The sequence below is a fragment of the Peribacillus folii genome (assembly GCF_030271255.1).
Classification (GTDB): domain Bacteria; phylum Bacillota; class Bacilli; order Bacillales; family DSM-1321; genus Peribacillus.
Map to the genome: position 1 here is coordinate 215632 of NZ_JASJOM010000006.1, position 19628 is coordinate 235259.

General features: G+C 44.7%; 17 protein-coding genes. 6 read left to right on the forward strand and 11 right to left on the reverse strand.

The window, feature by feature from the left end; genetic code table 11:
* Window positions 1–13 precede the first annotated feature (13 nt).
* Window positions 14–1684: an ABC1 kinase family protein gene (locus QNI08_RS12185; RefSeq protein ID WP_285767694.1), complete on the forward strand. Its 1671-nt coding sequence runs from the start codon at window positions 14–16 to the stop codon at window positions 1682–1684.
* Between the two features lie 52 nt (window positions 1685–1736).
* Here QNI08_RS12185 and QNI08_RS12190 read toward each other — a convergent pair whose 3' ends face one another.
* From QNI08_RS12190 to QNI08_RS12200, 3 genes are all read right to left on the reverse strand, one after another.
* Window positions 1737–2669, reverse strand: a complete 933-nt coding sequence (locus QNI08_RS12190) for a catalase family peroxidase (protein WP_285767695.1) — start codon at window positions 2667–2669, stop codon at window positions 1737–1739.
* A gap of 434 nt (window positions 2670–3103) precedes the next feature.
* On the reverse strand, window positions 3104–3646 hold the full coding sequence (locus QNI08_RS12195) for a glutathione peroxidase (RefSeq protein ID WP_285767696.1): 543 nt from the start codon (window positions 3644–3646) through the stop codon (window positions 3104–3106).
* A 240-nt stretch (window positions 3647–3886) separates the two neighbouring features.
* Window positions 3887–4312 (reverse strand): Lrp/AsnC family transcriptional regulator, encoded by a 426-nt coding sequence (locus QNI08_RS12200; RefSeq protein ID WP_285767697.1) that lies wholly within the window; start codon window positions 4310–4312, stop codon window positions 3887–3889.
* Window positions 4313–4431: 119 nt separating this feature from the next.
* Between QNI08_RS12200 and QNI08_RS12205 the strand changes: the two genes are divergently transcribed.
* Entirely contained in the window at window positions 4432–4830 is a 399-nt protein-coding gene (locus QNI08_RS12205; protein WP_285767698.1) for a carboxymuconolactone decarboxylase family protein, read from the forward strand.
* Between the two features lie 71 nt (window positions 4831–4901).
* Here QNI08_RS12205 and QNI08_RS12210 read toward each other — a convergent pair whose 3' ends face one another.
* Window positions 4902–5345 carry an Lrp/AsnC family transcriptional regulator gene (locus QNI08_RS12210; protein WP_285767699.1) on the reverse strand — a complete coding sequence of 148 codons (444 nt, stop codon included), beginning with the start codon at window positions 5343–5345 and terminating at the stop codon, window positions 4902–4904.
* A 171-nt stretch (window positions 5346–5516) separates the two neighbouring features.
* Here QNI08_RS12210 and hisC point away from each other — a divergent pair, with 171 nt between their 5' ends.
* On the forward strand, window positions 5517–6629 hold the full coding sequence (hisC, locus tag QNI08_RS12215) for a histidinol-phosphate transaminase (RefSeq protein ID WP_285767700.1): 1113 nt from the start codon (window positions 5517–5519) through the stop codon (window positions 6627–6629).
* Window positions 6630–6693: 64 nt separating this feature from the next.
* Here the strand turns inward: hisC and QNI08_RS12220 are convergent, their stop codons facing one another.
* The 6 genes from QNI08_RS12220 to iadA form a co-directional block, all read right to left on the reverse strand.
* The gene (locus QNI08_RS12220) at window positions 6694–8073 is read right to left on the reverse strand and encodes an amino acid permease (RefSeq protein ID WP_285767701.1); all 1380 of its coding nucleotides are present in this window, start codon (window positions 8071–8073) and stop codon (window positions 6694–6696) included.
* Between the two features lie 346 nt (window positions 8074–8419).
* On the reverse strand, window positions 8420–9844 hold the full coding sequence (gene lpdA, locus QNI08_RS12225; protein WP_285767702.1) for a dihydrolipoyl dehydrogenase: 1425 nt from the start codon (window positions 9842–9844) through the stop codon (window positions 8420–8422).
* Window positions 9844–11121 carry a dihydrolipoamide acetyltransferase family protein gene (locus QNI08_RS12230; RefSeq protein ID WP_285767703.1) on the reverse strand — a complete coding sequence of 426 codons (1278 nt, stop codon included), beginning with the start codon at window positions 11119–11121 and terminating at the stop codon, window positions 9844–9846. Before QNI08_RS12230 ends, lpdA begins: the two co-directional genes overlap by 1 nt.
* A 26-nt stretch (window positions 11122–11147) precedes the next feature.
* Window positions 11148–12131, reverse strand: a complete 984-nt coding sequence (locus QNI08_RS12235) for an alpha-ketoacid dehydrogenase subunit beta (protein ID WP_285767825.1) — start codon at window positions 12129–12131, stop codon at window positions 11148–11150.
* Window positions 12131–13243, reverse strand: a complete 1113-nt coding sequence (pdhA, locus tag QNI08_RS12240; RefSeq protein ID WP_285767704.1) for a pyruvate dehydrogenase (acetyl-transferring) E1 component subunit alpha — start codon at window positions 13241–13243, stop codon at window positions 12131–12133. The genes QNI08_RS12235 and pdhA overlap by 1 nt, the downstream gene beginning before the upstream one ends.
* A gap of 523 nt (window positions 13244–13766) precedes the next feature.
* Window positions 13767–14942, reverse strand: coding sequence for a beta-aspartyl-peptidase (gene iadA, locus QNI08_RS12245; protein ID WP_285767705.1), 1176 nt, complete (start codon window positions 14940–14942; stop codon window positions 13767–13769).
* A gap of 192 nt (window positions 14943–15134) precedes the next feature.
* On the opposite strand from iadA, the gene QNI08_RS12250 reads away from it, so the two are divergent.
* Window positions 15135–15443, forward strand: coding sequence for a hypothetical protein (locus QNI08_RS12250; RefSeq protein ID WP_285767706.1), 309 nt, complete (start codon window positions 15135–15137; stop codon window positions 15441–15443).
* A 229-nt stretch (window positions 15444–15672) separates the two neighbouring features.
* Here the strand turns inward: QNI08_RS12250 and QNI08_RS12255 are convergent, their stop codons facing one another.
* Entirely contained in the window at window positions 15673–17682 is a 2010-nt protein-coding gene (locus QNI08_RS12255; RefSeq protein ID WP_285767707.1) for a transglycosylase domain-containing protein, read from the reverse strand.
* A gap of 227 nt (window positions 17683–17909) precedes the next feature.
* On the opposite strand from QNI08_RS12255, the gene QNI08_RS12260 reads away from it, so the two are divergent.
* Window positions 17910–18434: a universal stress protein gene (locus QNI08_RS12260; RefSeq protein ID WP_285767708.1), complete on the forward strand. Its 525-nt coding sequence runs from the start codon at window positions 17910–17912 to the stop codon at window positions 18432–18434.
* A gap of 289 nt (window positions 18435–18723) precedes the next feature.
* Window positions 18724–19608, forward strand: coding sequence for a cation diffusion facilitator family transporter (locus QNI08_RS12265; RefSeq protein ID WP_285767709.1), 885 nt, complete (start codon window positions 18724–18726; stop codon window positions 19606–19608).
* Window positions 19609–19628 lie beyond the last annotated feature (20 nt).

Below are 19628 nucleotides of genomic sequence, written 5' to 3' on the forward strand. Positions count from 1 at the left end.
TGGAGGTACTTGCATGTTTGGCAGACGACTGAAACACGCACATCGTTACCAAGAAATCATTAATGCCTTTTTGAAAAATGGCTTTGGATACTTCGTCTATCGTCTCGGGCTATCGGAAAGCAAGGCGGCATCGGACCTTCAGCCCGACGAAAACCTGAACCTCCGCTCGATCGGCGAGCGGCTGCAAACGATATTGCAAAGTCTCGGACCCACTTTCATTAAACTGGGCCAGATAGCAAGCACAAGGCGTGATTTCGTTCCGGAAGAAATTATACGCGAACTGGAAAAACTTCAGGACCAGGTCGCCCCCTTTCCGTTTGATAAGGTCCGCAAAATAGTTGAAGCAGAGTTGGGCGACTCTTTGGAAAACCTTTTTCTCGAATTCCAAGAAAAACCGCTGGCAACCGCATCGATTGGACAGGTCCACGCTGCACGCCTTCCATCAAAGGAAGTCGTAGCGATTAAGGTCCAGCGTCCTGATATCATGCCGACTGTGGAAACGGATTTGGAAATTCTCGATGATTTAGCAAGACTGATGGAAGCACGCCTTTCCTGGGCAAGGCGCTATCAAATCAGGAAAATGATTGATGAGTTCGCTAAATCACTTCGCGCAGAGCTCGATTATCATGCAGAGGGCCGCAATGGGGAGAGGATAGCCAAGCAATTCAATCATGATCAGGGCCTGAAGATACCTAGAGTTCATTGGGAGTATTCGACGAAAAGAATCCTGACGATGGATTTCATCCAGGGAATTAAGATCAATCACTATAAACAGCTTGATGAGGAAGGTTATGATCGGCGGATAATCGCTGAAAGATTGGCCAATTCAATGCTTCAGCAAATTTTGATCGATGGTTTTTACCACGGTGATCCCCACCCAGGCAATATCATCATTTTGCCTGGGAATGTCGTCACACTCATGGATTTTGGAATGGTGGGACGATTGGAGGACGATAGGAAGTATCAGTTTGCCTCGCTTGTCATCAATCTGAAACGCGGAAGCACCAATGGATTGATTAAAACGCTTTCCGACATGGGACTTCTGACGGACGAAACCGATATGGCTTCATTGAGGGCTGATATCGATGAACTGCGAAATAAATATTACGATATCCCATTAAGTCAAATCAGCTTAGGCGGGGCGGTCAATGATTTGTTCACTGTTGCCAATCGGCATCATATCCAAATCCCCCCGGAATTCACCATGCTCGGCAAGGCCTTACTTACGATGGAGGCCATAGTCGAGGAGCTGGATCCTCATTTCAGCATCATGAAGGCAGCCGAACCTTTTGGCGAAAGGCTTTTCAAGGAACGCTACAATCCAAAAAACATCGCAAGGAATACGTGGAATCAATTCATCGAATCGACTGAGGCGATCGCTGAACTTCCGAAGGATATTAAGGAAGTAACGGGCATCATCAAAAAAGGGAAATTGCGCTTGGATATCAACATACCTGAGCTTCAAGTATTTTTACATAAGCTTGATCAAATATCGAACCGCCTTTCCTTCAGTATTATCCTGCTTGCCTTCAGCATCATCATGGTCGGTCTCATCATCGGCTCGGCGATAGGCGGGGAAACGCTGCTGCTCTGGAAAATCCCGGTGATCGAAATTGGATTTGTCGTTGCCACCTTGATGTTTTTGCTTATGCTTTACACCATTTTCCGATCGGGGAAAATGTGAAATTCACAAAAAAGAGCAAAATCTTCAAATTGAAGATTTTGCTCTTTTTCATTCATTGGCCATGTGTGCGACGCTCATACGAAACGGCATAAGCGCGATGGCGAAAATGGAGGATCGGATCGTTCGAGCATGCAATTCCTTGAGGGATATTTGTCGGATCAAACAGCAAATGATCCGCAATCGTTTCCACCTGGTCAGTGATCAGCAAATGCCCGACCATGATTACCTGTTTGTCTTCCGACCAAGCGATGGTCGGATCGTCAACCGGATCGTTCTCCCCTCCTATTTGAATGTTCAAATTAAAGCCTACTGGTCCTTGCTTCAGTCTTTCTTCCATTTCATCTTTCAAATAATCCGCAGGGTGCTCGGCTGCCTCCTTCTTCTTCAGCATGCTAATTCCTGAATCCGGCACCCATTCATATTTGATCGCCTGTCGTCTTCCTTGTGCGTTGATGAAGTAGAAAGCATGTATCGAGTAATATTGACACGTTGCGAAACTTGCCGGGGAGCGCATTTCCTTAAGCATTTCCAAGCCTGCCTTGCTCTCCGGATATTTATACAGGATTTTTCCAAGCTCCTTCAGATTGGGAAAACCGTCTTTTGCAGATTTGATGAAATGAGCAATCTCAATGAAAGCCTCAGGTGTTTTCGCAAAGAAGAGCGGAATCGTCACCGTAATGAGGTCTGTTTCTGTACCATCTGGCAATTGAAACTTAACAGCCATGCCCTTTACAGGGGAATGGGCATCCGGATGACTCGGGACCGGTGAGCTATTCGAAAACCGGATGACCGCAGGCACCGCTTCACCCTGAAGATGAGCAGCTGCCGTTAAGGGCTCTCCATTTCCGTTCGGGGTAAAAACCCCCTTATATACATATCCCCTTGCATGTGCCCGACGGTAGCCTGGATACGTTCCAATCACTTTTTCAATAGCATCCACCGCTTCACTGGCTAGTGCCGGCTTTAAGTTGTCATTTCCCTCCATTACATATCCCCCCATCTTTTTACCATTCATTATTACCCCTACCCATCAATTCATAAGCAAATTCAAGGAAAACCTGCATTCCAATGATTCTTCACAGAGTGCAATCCACTATTGACTTCTGGTATATACGGTCACCTGATTGTTGGAAAAAGCGCGTGTAGGGGAGCACCCACGGGCAAAACGCAGAGGAGTCTTCCCGTAGCCTCAGCAAAGATTAGCACCAGCACTGGAATGGAACTGTCTACGTACAAATCCCCCACAACGGTGGGCCATCTGGAATTAACTCATTTTCACGTACAGTGCAATGAATCGGGCAATTTCCATCCTAAAAAGATACCCCATACATGTTAATTTTGTGCCAAACATGTACGGGGTAATTCAATATTTTCTAAAACATATCGAAAAAATATCCAGTTTCAGTTACGTACCAAGGTCTATAGAAGCTTTTCAATATCACTTTCCATTTCGAAAGGCCCTTCGACGGATTCAAAGCGCCCCACGACATTTCCAGCACGATCGATCAAAAATTTAGTGAAGTTCCACTTAATCGAATCGTCGATCAAGAATTCCGGATGTTCCGTTTGCAGCATTGCCTGCAGCATTTTCCCGCCTGGTTTATTGTCAAGTCCTGCAAACGGGGCTTGGTCGGTTAAATATTGGAATAATGGATGTGCTTGGCTTCCCCTTACATCGACTTTATTGAATAATGGGAAGCTAACGCCGTAATTCAACTGACAAAATGTCTCCACTTCTTCATTTTTCCCAGGTTCCTGAGCGCCAAACTGATTGCATGGAAACCCTAAAATGTTTAACCCTTTATCTTTGTAACGGGAATAAAGCTTTTGAAGATCTTCATACTGCGGAGTGAAGCCGCATTCACTTGCCGTATTGACTACAATAAGGACCTCTCCTTTATATTGTTCCAAGGAAACTTCCTTGCCATTGATTCGCTCTGCTGAAAAATCATATATACCCACGCTTCATTCCTCCTTATATCTTGTTCGGAATTATACAATAAACAACAAGAAGAACAAAGAAATATGCTCAAAGAACTAAGACTCATGACCCTGTTATCGACCATTTCATGTCATACCGCCTGAACGCCAGTGCTACAGGAAAGGATTTCACCTCCAGCAAGAATATATTTACCGCTTTCTTAACAAGCCGCAATAAATCTGGGATTCTATACCCTGAAAAGGATTGCATAATTAATATAATCATTGCTTCCGCTCTACTTCCGAAAGGATAACATGTGTTACCGTTGCTGCAAAGGGCATGGTTTGATTGATGAATTCCTCCACCTTTTCCAGACTCTCCGTGCGAATCTTCAGCATAAAGCAAGCTTGGCCGGCAATTCGATAACAAAAATCAATATTCGGAAGCATGGAAATGTACTTTTTGAACTTTTCATATTCGCCATTTTTTATCGTCGCTTCCACGATACACTCAATCGGAAAGCCGATCTTTTTATGGTCAATCTCGGCAACATACCCCTTAATGATGCCGAACGATTCCATTTGCCGAACTCGTTCGGTAACGGTAGGCGCGGAGAGACCTACCTTCTTTGCCAGTTCCCTCATGGAAACCCGACTATCTAACATTAATTCAGCAAGGATATCCCTATCTTTTTCATCAATTTTCATTTGATTAATATTTCCCTTCCACTCTTTGCGTTCAATCCAATATTCACCGGAAACTCCTTACAAACGCAATTAAAAATACGCACTTTTTATATTAAGATTATCACAAAGGAGAGATGAACATGACTAGAATAAAAACCTCGGAGCATGGGTCCAGCCCATTTCAACGATTATTTCATTCGGAAGAGATTTTGCAAAGATGGACAGACCTTGCAGAGTCTGTGTCTGCAAATGGGCAACTTTCGAAGGAATTGAAGGAAAACGTCAGGAGGGTCCTGGCATTCGGCAACGGTTGTTCGTACTGTCAGGCAAAAGGCAGTCCACTAAAAGCAGCTGAAGTTAAAGAAAGCTATGCGATTGGCTTTGCAGAAGTATTCCTAACCCAACGTGAAAAAACAGGGGAACAATTTTTCCTCGTTTTGAAAGAAGTGCTTAGTGATGAAGAAATTTCGGAACTATTGGCCTTCATTTGCTTTACCACCGCCCAGCAATATTTCGGGGCACTGATGGAATTGAAATGACACCAAAAAGGAACAGAGGCCCTGCACTGTTCCTCCTTCCCCCAGGCCCTGCATCATGGCTTGGGACCCTATCATTCACTGACCTTCGGAAGGATGGAACGCGAAGGAACAGGGGAAGTCAAGACTATGGAAGTATTCAAATGCCCATAGGGTATCAATCGATCGATAAGTAATCTCATGCTGTCCATATCAGATAAGGCCGCTTTTAAAAAATATCCCACTGTCCCCGTTACGCGATGGCATTCAATAATATCCAATTCATTTATCACTAATTGCTCGAAGTCGGAAACGGAAACCTTAAGTTCACTCACTTGAATGAAAACGAGCACCCCTCTTCCGATTGCGGTCGGTGAAACCCTTGCACTGAAACCCTCAATGATCCCCCTTTCCTGGAGGCGATACATCCGTTCGGAAATGCTAGGTCGACTTAATGCCAATTTCTTTGATAGTTCACTTATCGTCATGCGTCCATTCATTTGTAGAAGCTCCAGTAAATTGACATCTATATCATCCATGAAACGACCGCCTTTCATAATGAAGGAATATAAGTCTATATTTCTTTAATATGGTGGATGGAAAACCGTAAATACGTTCTTTTTTGTATATGATTTTGACAATTAATATTCTATCATTAATATTACCATTGAAAAAGAAAATTCAGAATTATATAAAAGGAGGAACCTGCATTGACCTTTAGTAAGATCCCGGTACGAAAAAAGATTGAGGAATTAAGTCCTTATGTATCCGGTAAACCGATTGAAGAAGTGCAGCGTGAATTAGGCCTTGAAACAATCGTCAAGTTGGCCTCGAATGAGAATCCTTACGGCTGCTCACCTTTAGCAAAAGAAGCCATGATTTCCGAAATGGCGCAAGCATCCTTTTACCCTGAAGGTATGGCTCCGTCATTAGCTGAAAAACTGGCAAGGAAATTATCCATCAAGCAAGATCAAATCATCCTGGGGAATGGATCGGATGAAGTGATACGGCTGTTAACACGAACATATATCCAACAAAATGACGAGGCCATCATGGCTGATGTCACTTTTCCGCGCTATGAAACGAATGTTTTGATCGACGGCGGTACACCTGTCAAAATCCCGCTCGTGAATGGCGTGCATGACCTTCAGCGGATGCATGAAGCCATAACGGAAAATACGAGAATGATATTTGTCTGTAATCCCAATAATCCGACTGGAACGATCGTTCAAAAGGAAAGGTTAAGAGCCTTCATCGAAAAAGTTCCGAAACATATTTTACTGATTGTTGACGAAGCTTATTATGAGTATGTCAATGATGAAGACTATTTGGAAACTTTGCCCCTTTTACATGGTCATGCAAATCTTGTCATCTTACGTACGTTTTCAAAAATTCATGGCTTGGCTGCATTAAGGATCGGATACGGTATAATGGACGCCACCATCATCCAAGAGCTCATTAAAGTGAAAGAACCCTTCAATACGAACCGGCTTGCCCAGTCTGCAGCATTCGCCTCGTTGGATGACGATGATTTTGTAGAGCAATGCGCGCGCAGGAACGAGGAGGGACGAAACTACTTGGAAAATGAGCTGACAAGGATGGGTTTGTCATTCTTTCCGTCTCACGCCAATTTTTTAATGATCAAGCTGAACCAGCCTGGCAAGGATGTTTTCGAGAAGCTCTTGGCTTCCGGTGTCATCATTCGTCCTGGTCATCTGCTTGGGTATGATGATACGATCCGTGTGACTATCGGCACGCTGCATGAAAACGAGAAATTCATAACGAGCTTGCAAAATGCAATGAATGAAACGGCTAGTGTATAACTCAAAGGAAGGATAAAAAATACGGCATGGACGCTATCGCTCATGCCGTATCTTTTATGTGGATTCATTTGATGGAATCCTTTTTCATGATGGTAGGTTCCTGACCATCCGCCCTTTTAAATTTAAAAATCGAAATGACGGTTAATGCAGCCAGCACCAGAAGACAGGTTACGATACTGATTCGATTTTGTTCACTAAACACGAAACTGAGGCTAATGATGCTTAAAATGATGGCTGCAAATGTCGTTACATATGGAAAACCCCACACTGTAAAGCTCGGGACCTCAGCATATGAACGGCGAAGTTTCAGCTGTGCAAAACAAATGCTGATCCATACTAGTGAAACGACAAAGCCCGGTATCGCCATTAACAAAAGAAATGCTTTGTCCTGTGCAACGTAGGTGATCATCGAACCGACCACCAAAACAACGGCACTAAGCACCAAACTATACATCGGAACGCCATTTTTAGAAACATATGAGAACGATTTTGGAGCTTCCCCTTCGGCAGCCAAAGAATGCAGCATCCGGGTACAACCATATATTCCGGAATTAGCGGCTGATAAAACAGCCGTAATTAGAATGAAGTTCATGATATGGGCAGACCCTTGGAAGCCGGACATTGAGAGAACTTGGACAAACGGACTCGATTGGTCGGTAATCTCGTTCCATGGAATCAGCCCGCAAATGACAAGTATCGGCAAAGTGAAGAATAAAATGATTCTCCAAATATAGCTTTTGATGACCTTTGGCAAGATGCGCTCTGCATCTTTAGCTTCCGTTACCGTTAATCCGATTAACTCGGAGCCGCCATATGAGAACATCACGATCAATAATGCCGAAAAGATGGACATCCAGCCATTAGGGAAGAAACCGCCATGCCCTGTAAAATTGTGCAGATAATTAGATCCGTCGCTTGGGATGATACCAAATAAAATACAAGCTCCCAATACAATGAATAAAATGATCATGGCAATTTTTATGCCTGCAAACCAAAATTCGAATTCACCATAGTTTTTTACATTCATCATATTGACGCCAATGATCAAGGCTGCACATGCCAGGCTTAATAACCATAGCGGGACTGCGGGAAGCCAGTATTGCAAGAAGCTTCCTGCCACCACTATCTCGATGACACAGACGGACAGCCACATGAAACAATACATCCAGCCAATAATGAAGGAACTGCGCTTGCCGAATGCTTTCCGAATGAAACCCTTCATATTCGTATTCGGGTAAGCGATTGCCATCTCGGCAATGGCTCCCATGACGACAAGAAGTAATAGTCCTGCAAAAATATAAGTGAAAATTACGCCCGGTCCTGCTAATGAAATGGTTTCGGCACTTCCTTTAAAAATCCCGGTACCGATTGCCCCTCCCATTGCCATCATGCTAATATGCCGCGGCAGCAATCTCTTTTGAAGTGATCCACCATTTGTTCCCATTTGCATCTGCCTCCTTCATCCATAAGTGTTTACTATAAAAACTAAAAATACCCCATTCAAACCAGTGAATGGCGACTTGATAGGTTAGATTCTCATCAACCGTTATGGAAAAAGCGTGGAAGCCTGCACTGCTTGCTTGAGAAACCACTTCTTCACAAATTAAAAATATATCAATATGCGGGTAGTTTTACAAGAGGAAACATTGTAAGCTCTTACAGTTACTGTATGCCTAAACGTCATTTTTTCGTTGTGATATGACCGGTTATACTGGCCAATATGCTGATACCATTGGCCTTGCACCCAAATCAGGGGACTACATTGGTAATCCCCATGAATTAAGAATATTTTAATTATTCACGATGTGAATCGCATGTCCTAAAGCAGCTTCTGCCGCTTCCATCCATACTTCCGATAAAGTTGGATGCGGATGGATGCTGAGGGCGATATCTTCGACCCGAGCAGCCAATTCAAGTGCGAGAACGCCTTCGCCTATCAGGTTGGAGGCATCAGGACCTACCATATGCATACCAAGCAATATGTGGCTTTTCTCATCCACGACCACTTCAGCGAATCCCTTCATTTCATTCGTAGCAAGAGCCCTGCCATTCGCACTGAATGGGAATCTTCCTGTCTTGACGCTGTAGCCTTTCCGCTCGGCTTCTTCACGAGTGATGCCAACTCCTGCTATTTGCGGATCCGAGAAGATGACGTATGGGACATAAGCTGAATCATTGGCACTTGGCATCCCACAAATCACCTCCGCTGCCACCACCCCCTGTTTTGCCGCCCGATGAGCAAGCGCTGGGCCAGGTGTAATGTCCCCGATGGCAAAAATGCTCGGCACATTCGTTCGGCATTCCATGTCCACGGTAATATGGCCTTTTTCTCCTGTGATAACTCCAGCCCGATTCAGACCTATTTCTTCCGTATTGGGAACTCTTCCGATAGTAACAAGCGATTTTTCGCTGACGATCACTTTTGAACCCAGCTTTTCCGAATGAACATGAAGATGCACCTGACCGTCCACGACAGTCGCCTTTTCTACCCTGGCAGAAGTCAATACATCCATTTCAAGCTTCCTTATATGTTGGCTGACCTCCTTGACCAGGTTTCCGGCAACCTGAGGAAGGATGCGGTCGGCCATCTCGATGATGGTCACTTTAGTGCCTAGCTTTGCATATGCCATGCCCAATTCAATTCCAATATAGCCTCCGCCGATGATCGACAGGCTTTCTGGAACTTGCTTCAGCTGCAAAGAGGCGGTGGAGTCCAGTATATACTCTCCATCCACTTCGATGAATGAAGGAATGAAGGGTCTCGATCCCGTCGCAATGATTGCTTGCTCAAACTTGTAGGTTTCAAAATCTCCATCGGTTTCCACACCAACCCGATCATCCGACAAAAAAGTCGCGTGACCTTTGACCATGGTCACTCCATTTTCTTCACATAAATGGGCTATCCCCTGAGTTAACCGGGAAATGATTCCACCCTTCCAATCCTGCCAAACATTAAGATCCATGCTGATGCTTTCCTGTGGAAGCTTGATTCCCATTTTACTTAAGTCACCAAGCTTTTGGAATTGCTCCGCCGAATGTATCAGAGCCTTCGAAGGGATGCACCCTTTATTGAGGCAAACGCCGCCGAGCCGATCCCTTTCCACCAGGACGACCGTTTTCCCCAACTGTCCGAGACGGATAGCCGCTGCATACCCTCCCGGACCTCCTCCGATGATTACAACATCTGTTTCAACAGCAACTTCCCCTACTACCATTATCTCATCTCCACAACTAAACGAATTGGATTCTCCAGCAGTTCCTTGATCCGATTGGTAAACTGTACAGCTGTGACACCATCAATCAAGCGATGATCGAAGGATAAAGACATATTCATCATCAAACGGATAACACCCTCCAAATCACGAACGACCATGCGCGGTTCCATTTTATGCAGCGCCAGTATTGCAGCTTCCGGGTAGTTGATAATCGGGGTCGCGTGCACACCTCCAATCGGTCCTACATTGCTGATAGTAAATGTACTCCCTGTAATTTGCTCCAGGCTCAGCTTCCCCTCCCTTGCTTCGGTTGCCAGCTGCCTGATTTCATCAGCCAATTGAAAAATCGTTTTTTGATCTGCATGTTTTATGACGGGAACTATCAGACCCTCGCTCGTATTGGTTGCAATCCCGATATGATAATAGTGTTTCAGGATGATTTCATTGGTCGTCTCATCTATGGAAGCGTTTAAGGTCTTGAACTCCTTTAAAGCAATCACGATGGCCTTGACGAAAAACGGTAAAAAAGTTAATTTTATTTCTTTGTCTTCGGAATAGGCCTTTAATTGATCCTTCAATTCCTTCAGTGCTTCCATTTCCAATTCATCTACATGGGTGACGTGGGGAATGGTTGAAACCGACTTCACCATATGTTCAGCGATTTTCTTACGGATCCCCTTTAACCGGATGCGCTCCTCCATCCCAGTTTCCGCACTCGTTGGCTGATTGACCTTCTTTTCCGGCTCCCGCTTGCGAAGGATCCTGTCATTGCTGTGAACGGGATGTTCCCGCAAGTCCGAATTGGATTGTGCAAACTGCAGCAAATCGCTTTCGATTATTCGTCCAGCCGGTCCCGTCCCCATCACCAGCTGGAGGTCAATCTTCATTTCCCTCGCCATTTGGCGCACGAACGGTGTTGCCAATGCGCGCCCTGCCTCAGGTGGCCATGGGCTTGCCAATCGATCCCCTCCTTCTTCATCACACGGCTGCAACTGGGATCTATCACGTTCATCACTGGCCGGTTCCTTTGATGGCAGTTCACCTTCTTCTTGTATGGTGAAGATGGTGGTCCCCACTTCCACAGTATCGCCTGCGGAAAAAAGGATAGTCTTGACCACTCCGGTAATAGGAGCAGTCAATTCGGCATTGACCTTATCCGTTTGCACTTCAACGATGGGCTGATCCTGCGTCACCGCATCTCCTTCTTTAATCAGCCATTGGATGATTTCTCCTTCATGCATTCCTTCCCCTACATCAGGAAGCTTGAATTCAATCATGCCCTTCCTCCCCTTCCTAATCACATTTAGAATGAAATCGTTTCGACTATCCCCTGTTTCACACGTTCGACAGTCGGCAGATAATGATCTTCTATAGAAAACGGTGGGACCGGGACATCGAATCCAGTGACACGCTTAATCGGAGCTTTCAGGTAAATGAGAGCTTCATCATTAATGATGGAGATGATTTCCGCACCTAATCCAGCTGTCTTATGAGCTTCATGGACGATCAGTGCGCGACCCGTTTTTTTGATGGACTGGACAATCGCATCCCGATCCAAAGGGTATAATGTGCGCAAATCTACCACCTCACACTTCCAGCCTTTTTCTTTCTCGATTTTCCTTGCGGCATTCAATGCTTCCCTTAACATGGTCCCCCAGGCAAAAATGGTCAGGTCACTTCCCTCCTGGACCACTTTTGCCTGACCGATTGGAATCCGGTACATTTCTTCCGGTACGTCTTCCTTAAAAGCCCGATATAATTTAGTCGGTTCCAAGAAAATCACCGGATCTGGATCTTCAATGGCGGAAATGAGCAGCCCCTTCGCATCGTGAGGATTGCTTGGTGCCACCACCTTTAAACCAGGGGTATGGGCAAAAAAGGCTTCGACACTTTCAGAATGAAGTTCCGGACCTCTTATTCCCGCTCCATAAGGCGTACGAATCACAAGCGGTACCCCAAATTGCCCGCGGGTCCGATATCTCATACGGGCTGCATGTGAAATGAGCTGTTCGAAACCGGGATAAATAAAGGCTAGGAATTGAATCTCCACTATCGGCAGCATCCCATTAAGCGATAAGCCGATGGCAGAACCGATGATCCCAGACTCAGCCAAAGGAGTATCGACAATGCGATTTTCGCCATACTTTTCATGAAGCCCTTCCGTCGACCTAAAGACCCCTCCGTTCACTCCAATGTCCTCGCCCATTATCATGACACGATCATCATGATCAAGCTTTTGATCCATCGCTTCCGTAATAGCCTGGAGCATCGTTAGGCTTTTGCCCATCATTTCTTCACACCCTTCTTTAGGATTTGCTTCAATTCTTGCCGCTGTTCCTTTAGATGCCATGATTCCCCGGCATATACATGATTGAACATTTCAAGAGGTTCCGATTTCGGATAAGCTTCCGCTTTTTGAAGGTGAAGATCTATCAGTTCATTGAACTGCTTGCTACTCTTTTCTTCTTGTTCCTCATTCCAGAGACCCTCTTTTTCCAAGAACCTTTTTAAGCGGGCAATCGGATCGCGATTTTCCCTCCAAAATGTTGAGATTTCGTTTTGATTACGATATATGTTCGGATTATCTGCCGTAGTATGGGCACCATAGCGAAAGGTAATCGCTTCAATCAGAGTCGGCCCTTCACCCTTAAGTCCCCTTTCGACAGCCTTCCTCACGGCAAGCCAGACGGCGAAAATATCATTTCCATCGACCCTGACCCCGTGAATGTCATATGCGGAGGCTCGCTGGGATATCGTTTTAGAGGCGGATTGCTTCTCAAAAGGCATACTGATCGCATAGCCATTGTTTTGACAGAAAAAGATCGTCGGGGTCTTATAAACTCCTGCAAAATTCAACGCCTCATGAAAATCCCCTTCAGAAGTGGCGCCATCACCAAAATAAGCTATGCTCACATTCTCCTCACCCTTAAGCCTACTTGCCCAAGCCGTACCCACCGCATGAACCAGTTGAGTGGCAATGGGGACACTAGGCGGCAGTATCCTCTTTCCTTCCGGGCAAACCGATCCTTCCAAATGGGCCATCCAGTACAGAAAAACGCGGTATAATTCCTGCCCATGGATGATTGCAGCTCCATGATCACGATATGTGGGAAACATCCAATCCCCTGCCGACAACGCCAAGGCGCTCCCGACCTGGGCGGCCTCCTGCCCTTCGAATGGCGCATACGTCCCCATTCTCCCTTGACGCTGGAGATTAACTGATTTACGGTCAAAAGTCCTGAGTAAAAGCATGCTTTCATACATCTTCACCATCAGTGATTTATCAATTTTCCCATCAATGGTTTCAATGATTTCTCCATCGGGGGTCAATACACGATACATCTCAGGATCGCCTCCGATTGAATGCGCTTTCATTATTTGGTTTTCCATCTTTTCCATTTCTTTTCTCCCCTTAAGTTAGATTTGTTTCGCAACCTTACCAAGGATTTGAACGGTCATGAAATAATAGCCCAACTTGTTTTTCCGGACTATTTCTGCAAAGGATAAATGCTTTTTATAAACTTCATTTGCTTATATAAAAGGATAATACATCAGTGATTTTAATAACATGTAAAATAGAATGAATTTACCGTATTTTACCTTTTTTTAGCATATGTTTTCTAATGCTTCGCCTTCATTTTGAAAATATGCTAAATCAAACGAAAAACTTCAAAAATTTCATAACGACCTTAACTGAGTTTCATGAGAATTTAAGTCCGTACCTTTTTTTAAGACTCAGTTTGTCCAGTGGTTGCTTTAAGCAAATCCCAACCAAAAAGGACCCACCGAATGATGGGTCCTAAAGTGCAAAATAAAATTTGTCCGTGATTGCCGCTCGACCCTTCATGTATCAGTTTTGAATGCACTTGGGAGCCCGAAGCAGCAATTGCAAGCAAGCCACCGCAGTAAAAATAGGAGGCATCTATCTTTCAAATATCCCCTTCACCAATGCCGCTCCATCTTTGACCATGAGTTGCCCCATCGCGATGACCGTATCGATTTTAAATGTGTCCTTGTCCATTATGATCATATCCGCATCTTTCCCCGCCTTAAGCTGGCCCTTGTTGGGGAGTTTCAAAATACTTGCCGGATTTTCCGTCACGACCCGCAAGGCATCATCTGTGGCCACTCCATCCACCAAAATAGCATCGACCACGGATTCATAGAGGGACATGCATGACCCCATCCCCAATCCTCGCAGTTTTCCGTCATCATCAAAGTCGGGGAGGCTTGCTTGCCCATCTGAAGTTAACGTGATCTGCTTGATGCCGACTCCTTCTTCTAGTGCCATTTTTATTGCAGTACTTGCTTTCACTTCTCCTTCTTCCAGGAATTTCTTGACCGTACTCGTCGTAAAATCGATATAGCCTCCTTTTTTGGCATATGATAATCCTGCTTTGAACACGTGCGGATTTCGATTAATATGCGTCGGGTAAAACTGAGTGATCGGAATATCTGTAGTCTCGACAACCTCTTCAATTACCTTTAATTGATTAAGACTGTCGCCCACATGCATATTCACGATTCCGCCTTTCCCTGACAGCAGGCCTCCATTTCGGGCCTGGGAGGCAAGTTTGGCAAGTTCTGCCGCAGTAGGCTGCGAAGAGCGGTGATCCGCAATCGCAATTTCACCGACACCGATTATCTTGTCGACAAGGATCAAGTCGTCCTCGACCTTGCCTGTCAATGTCCTGACAGGGATATGATAGGAACCGGTATGTACGAAGCAGCTAATTCCTTCCTCTTCAAGCGCTCTCGCTTTAGCTATCAGTGCAGGCATCGTCCTTGTCGTTCCATCCGTTCCAATCACCCCGACCAATGTCGTGATTCCAGCAAGCGTAGCATCCGTTAATTGGATTTCAGGAGTCCTCGTCTTGAACCCACCTTCACCGCCTCCGCCAATGATATGTACATGGGCATCGATAAACCCCGGCACCACGATTTTCCCACTCGCATCTATCACTTCCATTTCAACGAAATCGGCAGGAGCATCAATACGATCCTTAAGGAAGCCGATTTGCCTTCCAACCACGAGGATGTCTTTTTGCCCCATATATTCCGGTCCATAAATCTCCCCATTTTTTATAAGTGTCAGCATCAGTCCTTCTCCTTTCAAAAATGTAAATACCAAATAGGTTTCAATTTCTTTCACAAGGGTAAATATACAACATAACTCGCTAACGATTACATAAAAAAGACTGAACTTGCTTGGTCATTTTAAAAAATTGTAGCCAATCGACATCATGATTATGCTTTTTTGAAAGTATAAAAACTAAAGGAGTAAACGACAATGAATAAAGTAATTTCTTCTGACATTAAAACGAATAAAAGATTATCCATGCGTCAAATCATGAATCTTTATCAAGTTACAAAAGAATTTAAAGGAAATATATATTTCATCTGCAACCATAAATTGGTGGATGCCAAAAAGCTTTCTACCTTTGTATCTTTTGTGCTCATCCTTCAGGAATGTGCAAACATGAAAGTCATCCTCGAGGGCGAGAATGTACATGCCATGCTCCAAAAAGTAGAGGATATTTGTCATGAACATGATGAAAATGCACTAAGTTTTCTTTCGAGCCAAACCGTCAATATCTAAATGGGTTCAACTACGCTGCATGAAGAAGAGGGTGTTTTAACAATGAGAACAATCTTAATGGTGATTGGCGCGATCGTCGTGATCGGCCTAATCGTAAATTTCATATTTTAAGGATGAAGAGCCTGAAGGCAAACTCGATTATGATCGAGCTGGCCTTCAGGCTCTTTTTGAACTGTGGCATGGAGAAAATCGTCCATAGGGACAATCCCCCCATGATGTATGATTGATATTACCAGGGCAATTCCCAGTTTCTCCATTTGTTCCAGCCTTCCCTTATCTCTTTGCCTTTATCAATCCAATATTGCTTTCGTTTCTCCTCTTCTTCCTTTTCCTTTTGCTCTACTATGATCGCCTGCTGTTCAGCTATGAGAGGTCCAATGTCATCGGTTTTGAAAGATTGGGAAGCTTGGTTCTGAAGCGCTTTCGCCATAATCTTTTGAAAAATGAGCGCACTTCCCTCGCTGCTATGTGTCGTTAAATAATGCTTTGCATCAGTCTTATCGTATCCAGCCCATACGGCACCGACCAACGAAGGTGTATACCCTATGAACCACTGATCTTTAACCCCTGATACTCCTTCAATCGGGACTTGGGTTGACCCGGTTTTACCTGCAATTTCATAACCTGAAACCGCTGCGTTTTTCGCTGTGCCATACTCCACTGTTCCGAGCAGCATCGAATTCATTTTATCGACAACGTCTTTAGAGGTCACTTTCGTTACTTTCATTCCGTTCTCCTTCAGGGAGGCGACCTCTTTTCCTTCGAAATTTTCTATTTTTGTTATTGCATGCGGCTCGATCCTTTCACCGTTGTTGGCAAAGGCCGAAAAGGCATCAGCCATCTGCAGCGGGGACACGCCCTTCCTCATCCCGCCTAAAGCGAGCGATAAATTCCGGTCATCCTTATCATATGGAATTCCAAACCGTTTGAGTGAATCAAGCCCCTTATCAATGCCGATCTCATTCATTAGCCAAACGGTTGGCACATTCAAGGAGTCCATCACCGCTTCATACATCGGCACCTCCCCTTTATATACTCCGCTTAAGTTTGTTGGCTCATATTCACCGAAGCTCGTTTTTTCATCCTTTAAAGGAGAGGTGATATCATAACCTTCTTCCACAGCGGGCGTGTATACAACAAGGGGCTTTATTGCCGAACCAGGGGACCTCGTCAGCTGGGTCGCCCGGTTGTAGCCCATGAATTGATGCTTTCCTCTCCCGCCGACAAGTGCGTTTATCCCTCCTGTTTTCGGATCCAAAAGCACTGAACCGCTCTGGACCAGCTCATCCGCACTCGTTCCAACAGGGAAATTGGCATCATTCTCATATACGGATTCTGTCGCTTGCTGCATCGATTGATCCAGCGTCGTATATATTTTATAGCCTTTGGTAAGTAAATCCTCCAGCTTAATGTCGTATTTACTGGATGCCTCCGTTAACACCTGATCGACGAAATAAGGGTACTTCCCCTTTAATGGATCCGTTTCCTTCTCCCCCATTACGAGTGTCACGGTATCTCGTTTGGCGGCGGCCTCCTCATCCTTCGTCAAATAACCATGTTCTGCCATTCTGGAAAGAACCAAGTCCCGCCGTTTCATCGCCCCTTCCAAATTTTTATATGGATCAAGTTTGGAAGGCAGATTAATGATGCCTGCCAGTAACGCACTCTCTGTAACGCTCAATTCGGAAACCTCTTTGGAAAAATAAACATTGGCGGCTTTTTTTATGCCCCATGCTCCATGGCCAAAATATACTTGGTTCAAATACATTTCCAGAATCTCATCTTTTGTATATTCATCCTCGACTTCCTGAGCAAGAAAGAATTCCTCTACCTTCCTCTTCAAGGTTCGATTCGACTCGAGCATCGTGATCTTCACAAGTTGCTGCGTGAGCGTACTTCCTCCCTCAACGATGCTGCCTGCCTTCGCGTTTTTCACCAACGCCCGCAAAATCCCTTGGTAGTCTATGCCGTGATGTTCATAAAAACGGTGATCCTCAATGGAAACCACCGCTTGTTTCATATGCTCCGGTATTTCATCTATCGCTACACCCTCAGATTTATTGGCGGTTATCGTGCTGGCCAGGTTTCCATCAAGATCATAAATTCCCGTTGGCTTCTGAAGATGATTTTCAAGATGGCTTATGTCTGCACCCTGTCTGAAATAAATAAGAAAACCGGCACCTGCAACCACCGCTGCCAATATTATTATTATTAAACCTATTTTCACTAACCCTCTCATTTGGACCCCCATTTTCCCGTCTGCGTCATATTCATTAAAAATATTTTACCCTTTTTATGAAAGAAAACTCACTTATTGATTAAATGGCAGAAGCTCATTCGCTTTTTGTAATCCTCGTATCTTTCCTTTACCCACAATTGCCGTTCAATATACCGTTGAAAAGGCTTAATGCTTGTGAAATTGGGTATAAAACCTTAAAGACATTCAAAAAGGGGAGAGATGAATCCATGAAGAACTTCAAGCATATTGTCGTTGCTTTTGATGGAAATGAGGAGAGTAAACGGGCCGTCGAGTATGGGGCAACTTTGAAAAAAGCATTTCCGGAAACGGAGCTCACCGTAGTTCATGTCTTGAATGATAAGGTGGAACAGCGCATCATGGGAAATGCATCGGCGCCAGGTTTCGTACCTGCTGCAGGCTTTTATGTAGATCCCGTCCAAACGCATCCCGTCGTGGAAGTTGAACAACCGGGACACCCTAAAGGAAATGCCCCCCATTCCGCAGTGGAGAATAGTGTCCAGAACGCTGAAAGCAATACTTTGAGGCTTTTAAGCGAATTTCAAGTGAAGGGAAAATTCGAAATATTGGAAGGGCACGCCCCCGATAGCATATGTGACTATGCGGCAAGGACCGGGGCTGACCTAATCGTTGTCGGCAACAGCGATAAAAGCGGGCTGGAAAAATTCTTTCTTGGCAGCACAAGCAGTTCCATCGCAAAACACGCCCCTTGTTCGGTATTCATAGCCAAATGAGGGCAGCTTTAAGATCAATCGATTAACCCATCCTTCGAAAAAGCCGGATTCCGCAAAGGATCCGGCTTTTTCAGCGACCGAATAACGCCATCTTCATTAATCCTAATAAGTCCTCTTTTGGAAGTATTTATTTTGCGGTCCTCGGTTAGAATATACTATTGGTTTGCTAAAAAAATAAAGCCTTCCACGAAGGATAGGCCATCATCCAGCCCAAATTGCCCATTTATGTACAGCTCTTTAAGTATGCATCATGAATTAGCCTATATATCATCGGGAAGGGGGGAAAGACATGGATAAACATTCGATATCGGCTGAAAAAGGTGCCTATATAAGCATTGCCGCTTACATATTCTTGTCCGCTCTTAAATTGTCGTTTGGCTATTTCGGTGATTCCAAAGGACTCTGGGCAGATGGTTTGAATAATACGACCGACATTATCGCCTCGATAGCCGTATTGATTGGCTTGAAAATATCAAAAAGACCGCCAGATGATAATCATTCATACGGCCATTTACGTGCCGAAACCATTGCGTCATTGGTCGCTGCCTTCATCATGATAACCGTGGGACTGCAGGTTGTATTCAGTGCTGTCGAGTCCTTCTTCCAGCCAGATTCAACGTCCTCCCCAAATATGCTGACCGCTTATGTCGCCCTTTTCTCTGCTATCTTCATGTATGGGATCTCTCGTTACAATTTAAAACTAAGTAAGAAGATCAATAGCTCATCCATATATGCTGTTGCACAGGATAACCGTTCCGATGCCCTTGTCAGTGTCGGTGCTTTTGTAGGAATACTAGGTACCAAGCTTGGAATCCATTGGCTGGATGCCATAGCTGCTGCAGTCGTGGGTATCATCATCTGTAAAACGGCATGGGACATCTTCCGTGATGCATCGATTTCTTTAACTGATGGCTTTGATGATCAACTGCTGCAAAAGATCGGTCAAACCATTGTTTTGACAGAAGGTGTCAAAGGCATGAGTGAAATAAAGGCTCGAATGCACGCAAGTGAAATCCTGCTCGAAACCACCGTTCTGGTTGATCCTCAATTGACCGTCATCCAAGGTCACGATATTACGGTTAAAATCGAAGAGAACCTTTTAAAAGAAAATAACATTCAACATGCAATCGTTCACATTGAACCATTTCTGATTCACACAAAAGGGAAGCGTTAGTAATGGCTTCCCTTTTTTTG

Bases quoted from the DNA above. Each gene is read 5' to 3' on its own strand.
- QNI08_RS12185 (WP_285767694.1), top strand. From the start codon at position 14: ATGTTTGGCAGACGACTGAAACACGCACATCGTTACCAAGAAATCATT.
- QNI08_RS12190 (WP_285767695.1), bottom strand. From the start codon at position 2,669: ATGGAGGGAAATGACAACTTAAAGCCGGCACTAGCCAGTGAAGCGGTG.
- QNI08_RS12200 (WP_285767697.1), bottom strand. From the start codon at position 4,312: ATGAAAATTGATGAAAAAGATAGGGATATCCTTGCTGAATTAATGTTA.
- QNI08_RS12205 (WP_285767698.1), top strand. From the start codon at position 4,432: ATGACTAGAATAAAAACCTCGGAGCATGGGTCCAGCCCATTTCAACGA.
- QNI08_RS12210 (WP_285767699.1), bottom strand. From the start codon at position 5,345: ATGGATGATATAGATGTCAATTTACTGGAGCTTCTACAAATGAATGGA.
- QNI08_RS12220 (WP_285767701.1), bottom strand. From the start codon at position 8,073: ATGGGAACAAATGGTGGATCACTTCAAAAGAGATTGCTGCCGCGGCAT.
- lpdA (WP_285767702.1), bottom strand. From the start codon at position 9,844: ATGGTAGTAGGGGAAGTTGCTGTTGAAACAGATGTTGTAATCATCGGA.
- QNI08_RS12230 (WP_285767703.1), bottom strand. From the start codon at position 11,121: ATGATTGAATTCAAGCTTCCTGATGTAGGGGAAGGAATGCATGAAGGA.
- QNI08_RS12235 (WP_285767825.1), bottom strand. From the start codon at position 12,131: ATGGGCAAAAGCCTAACGATGCTCCAGGCTATTACGGAAGCGATGGAT.
- pdhA (WP_285767704.1), bottom strand. From the start codon at position 13,243: ATGGAAAAGATGGAAAACCAAATAATGAAAGCGCATTCAATCGGAGGC.
- iadA (WP_285767705.1), bottom strand. From the start codon at position 14,942: ATGCTGACACTTATAAAAAATGGGGAGATTTATGGACCGGAATATATG.
- QNI08_RS12250 (WP_285767706.1), top strand. From the start codon at position 15,135: ATGAATAAAGTAATTTCTTCTGACATTAAAACGAATAAAAGATTATCC.
- QNI08_RS12255 (WP_285767707.1), bottom strand. From the start codon at position 17,682: ATGAGAGGGTTAGTGAAAATAGGTTTAATAATAATAATATTGGCAGCG.
- QNI08_RS12260 (WP_285767708.1), top strand. From the start codon at position 17,910: ATGAAGAACTTCAAGCATATTGTCGTTGCTTTTGATGGAAATGAGGAG.
- QNI08_RS12265 (WP_285767709.1), top strand. From the start codon at position 18,724: ATGGATAAACATTCGATATCGGCTGAAAAAGGTGCCTATATAAGCATT.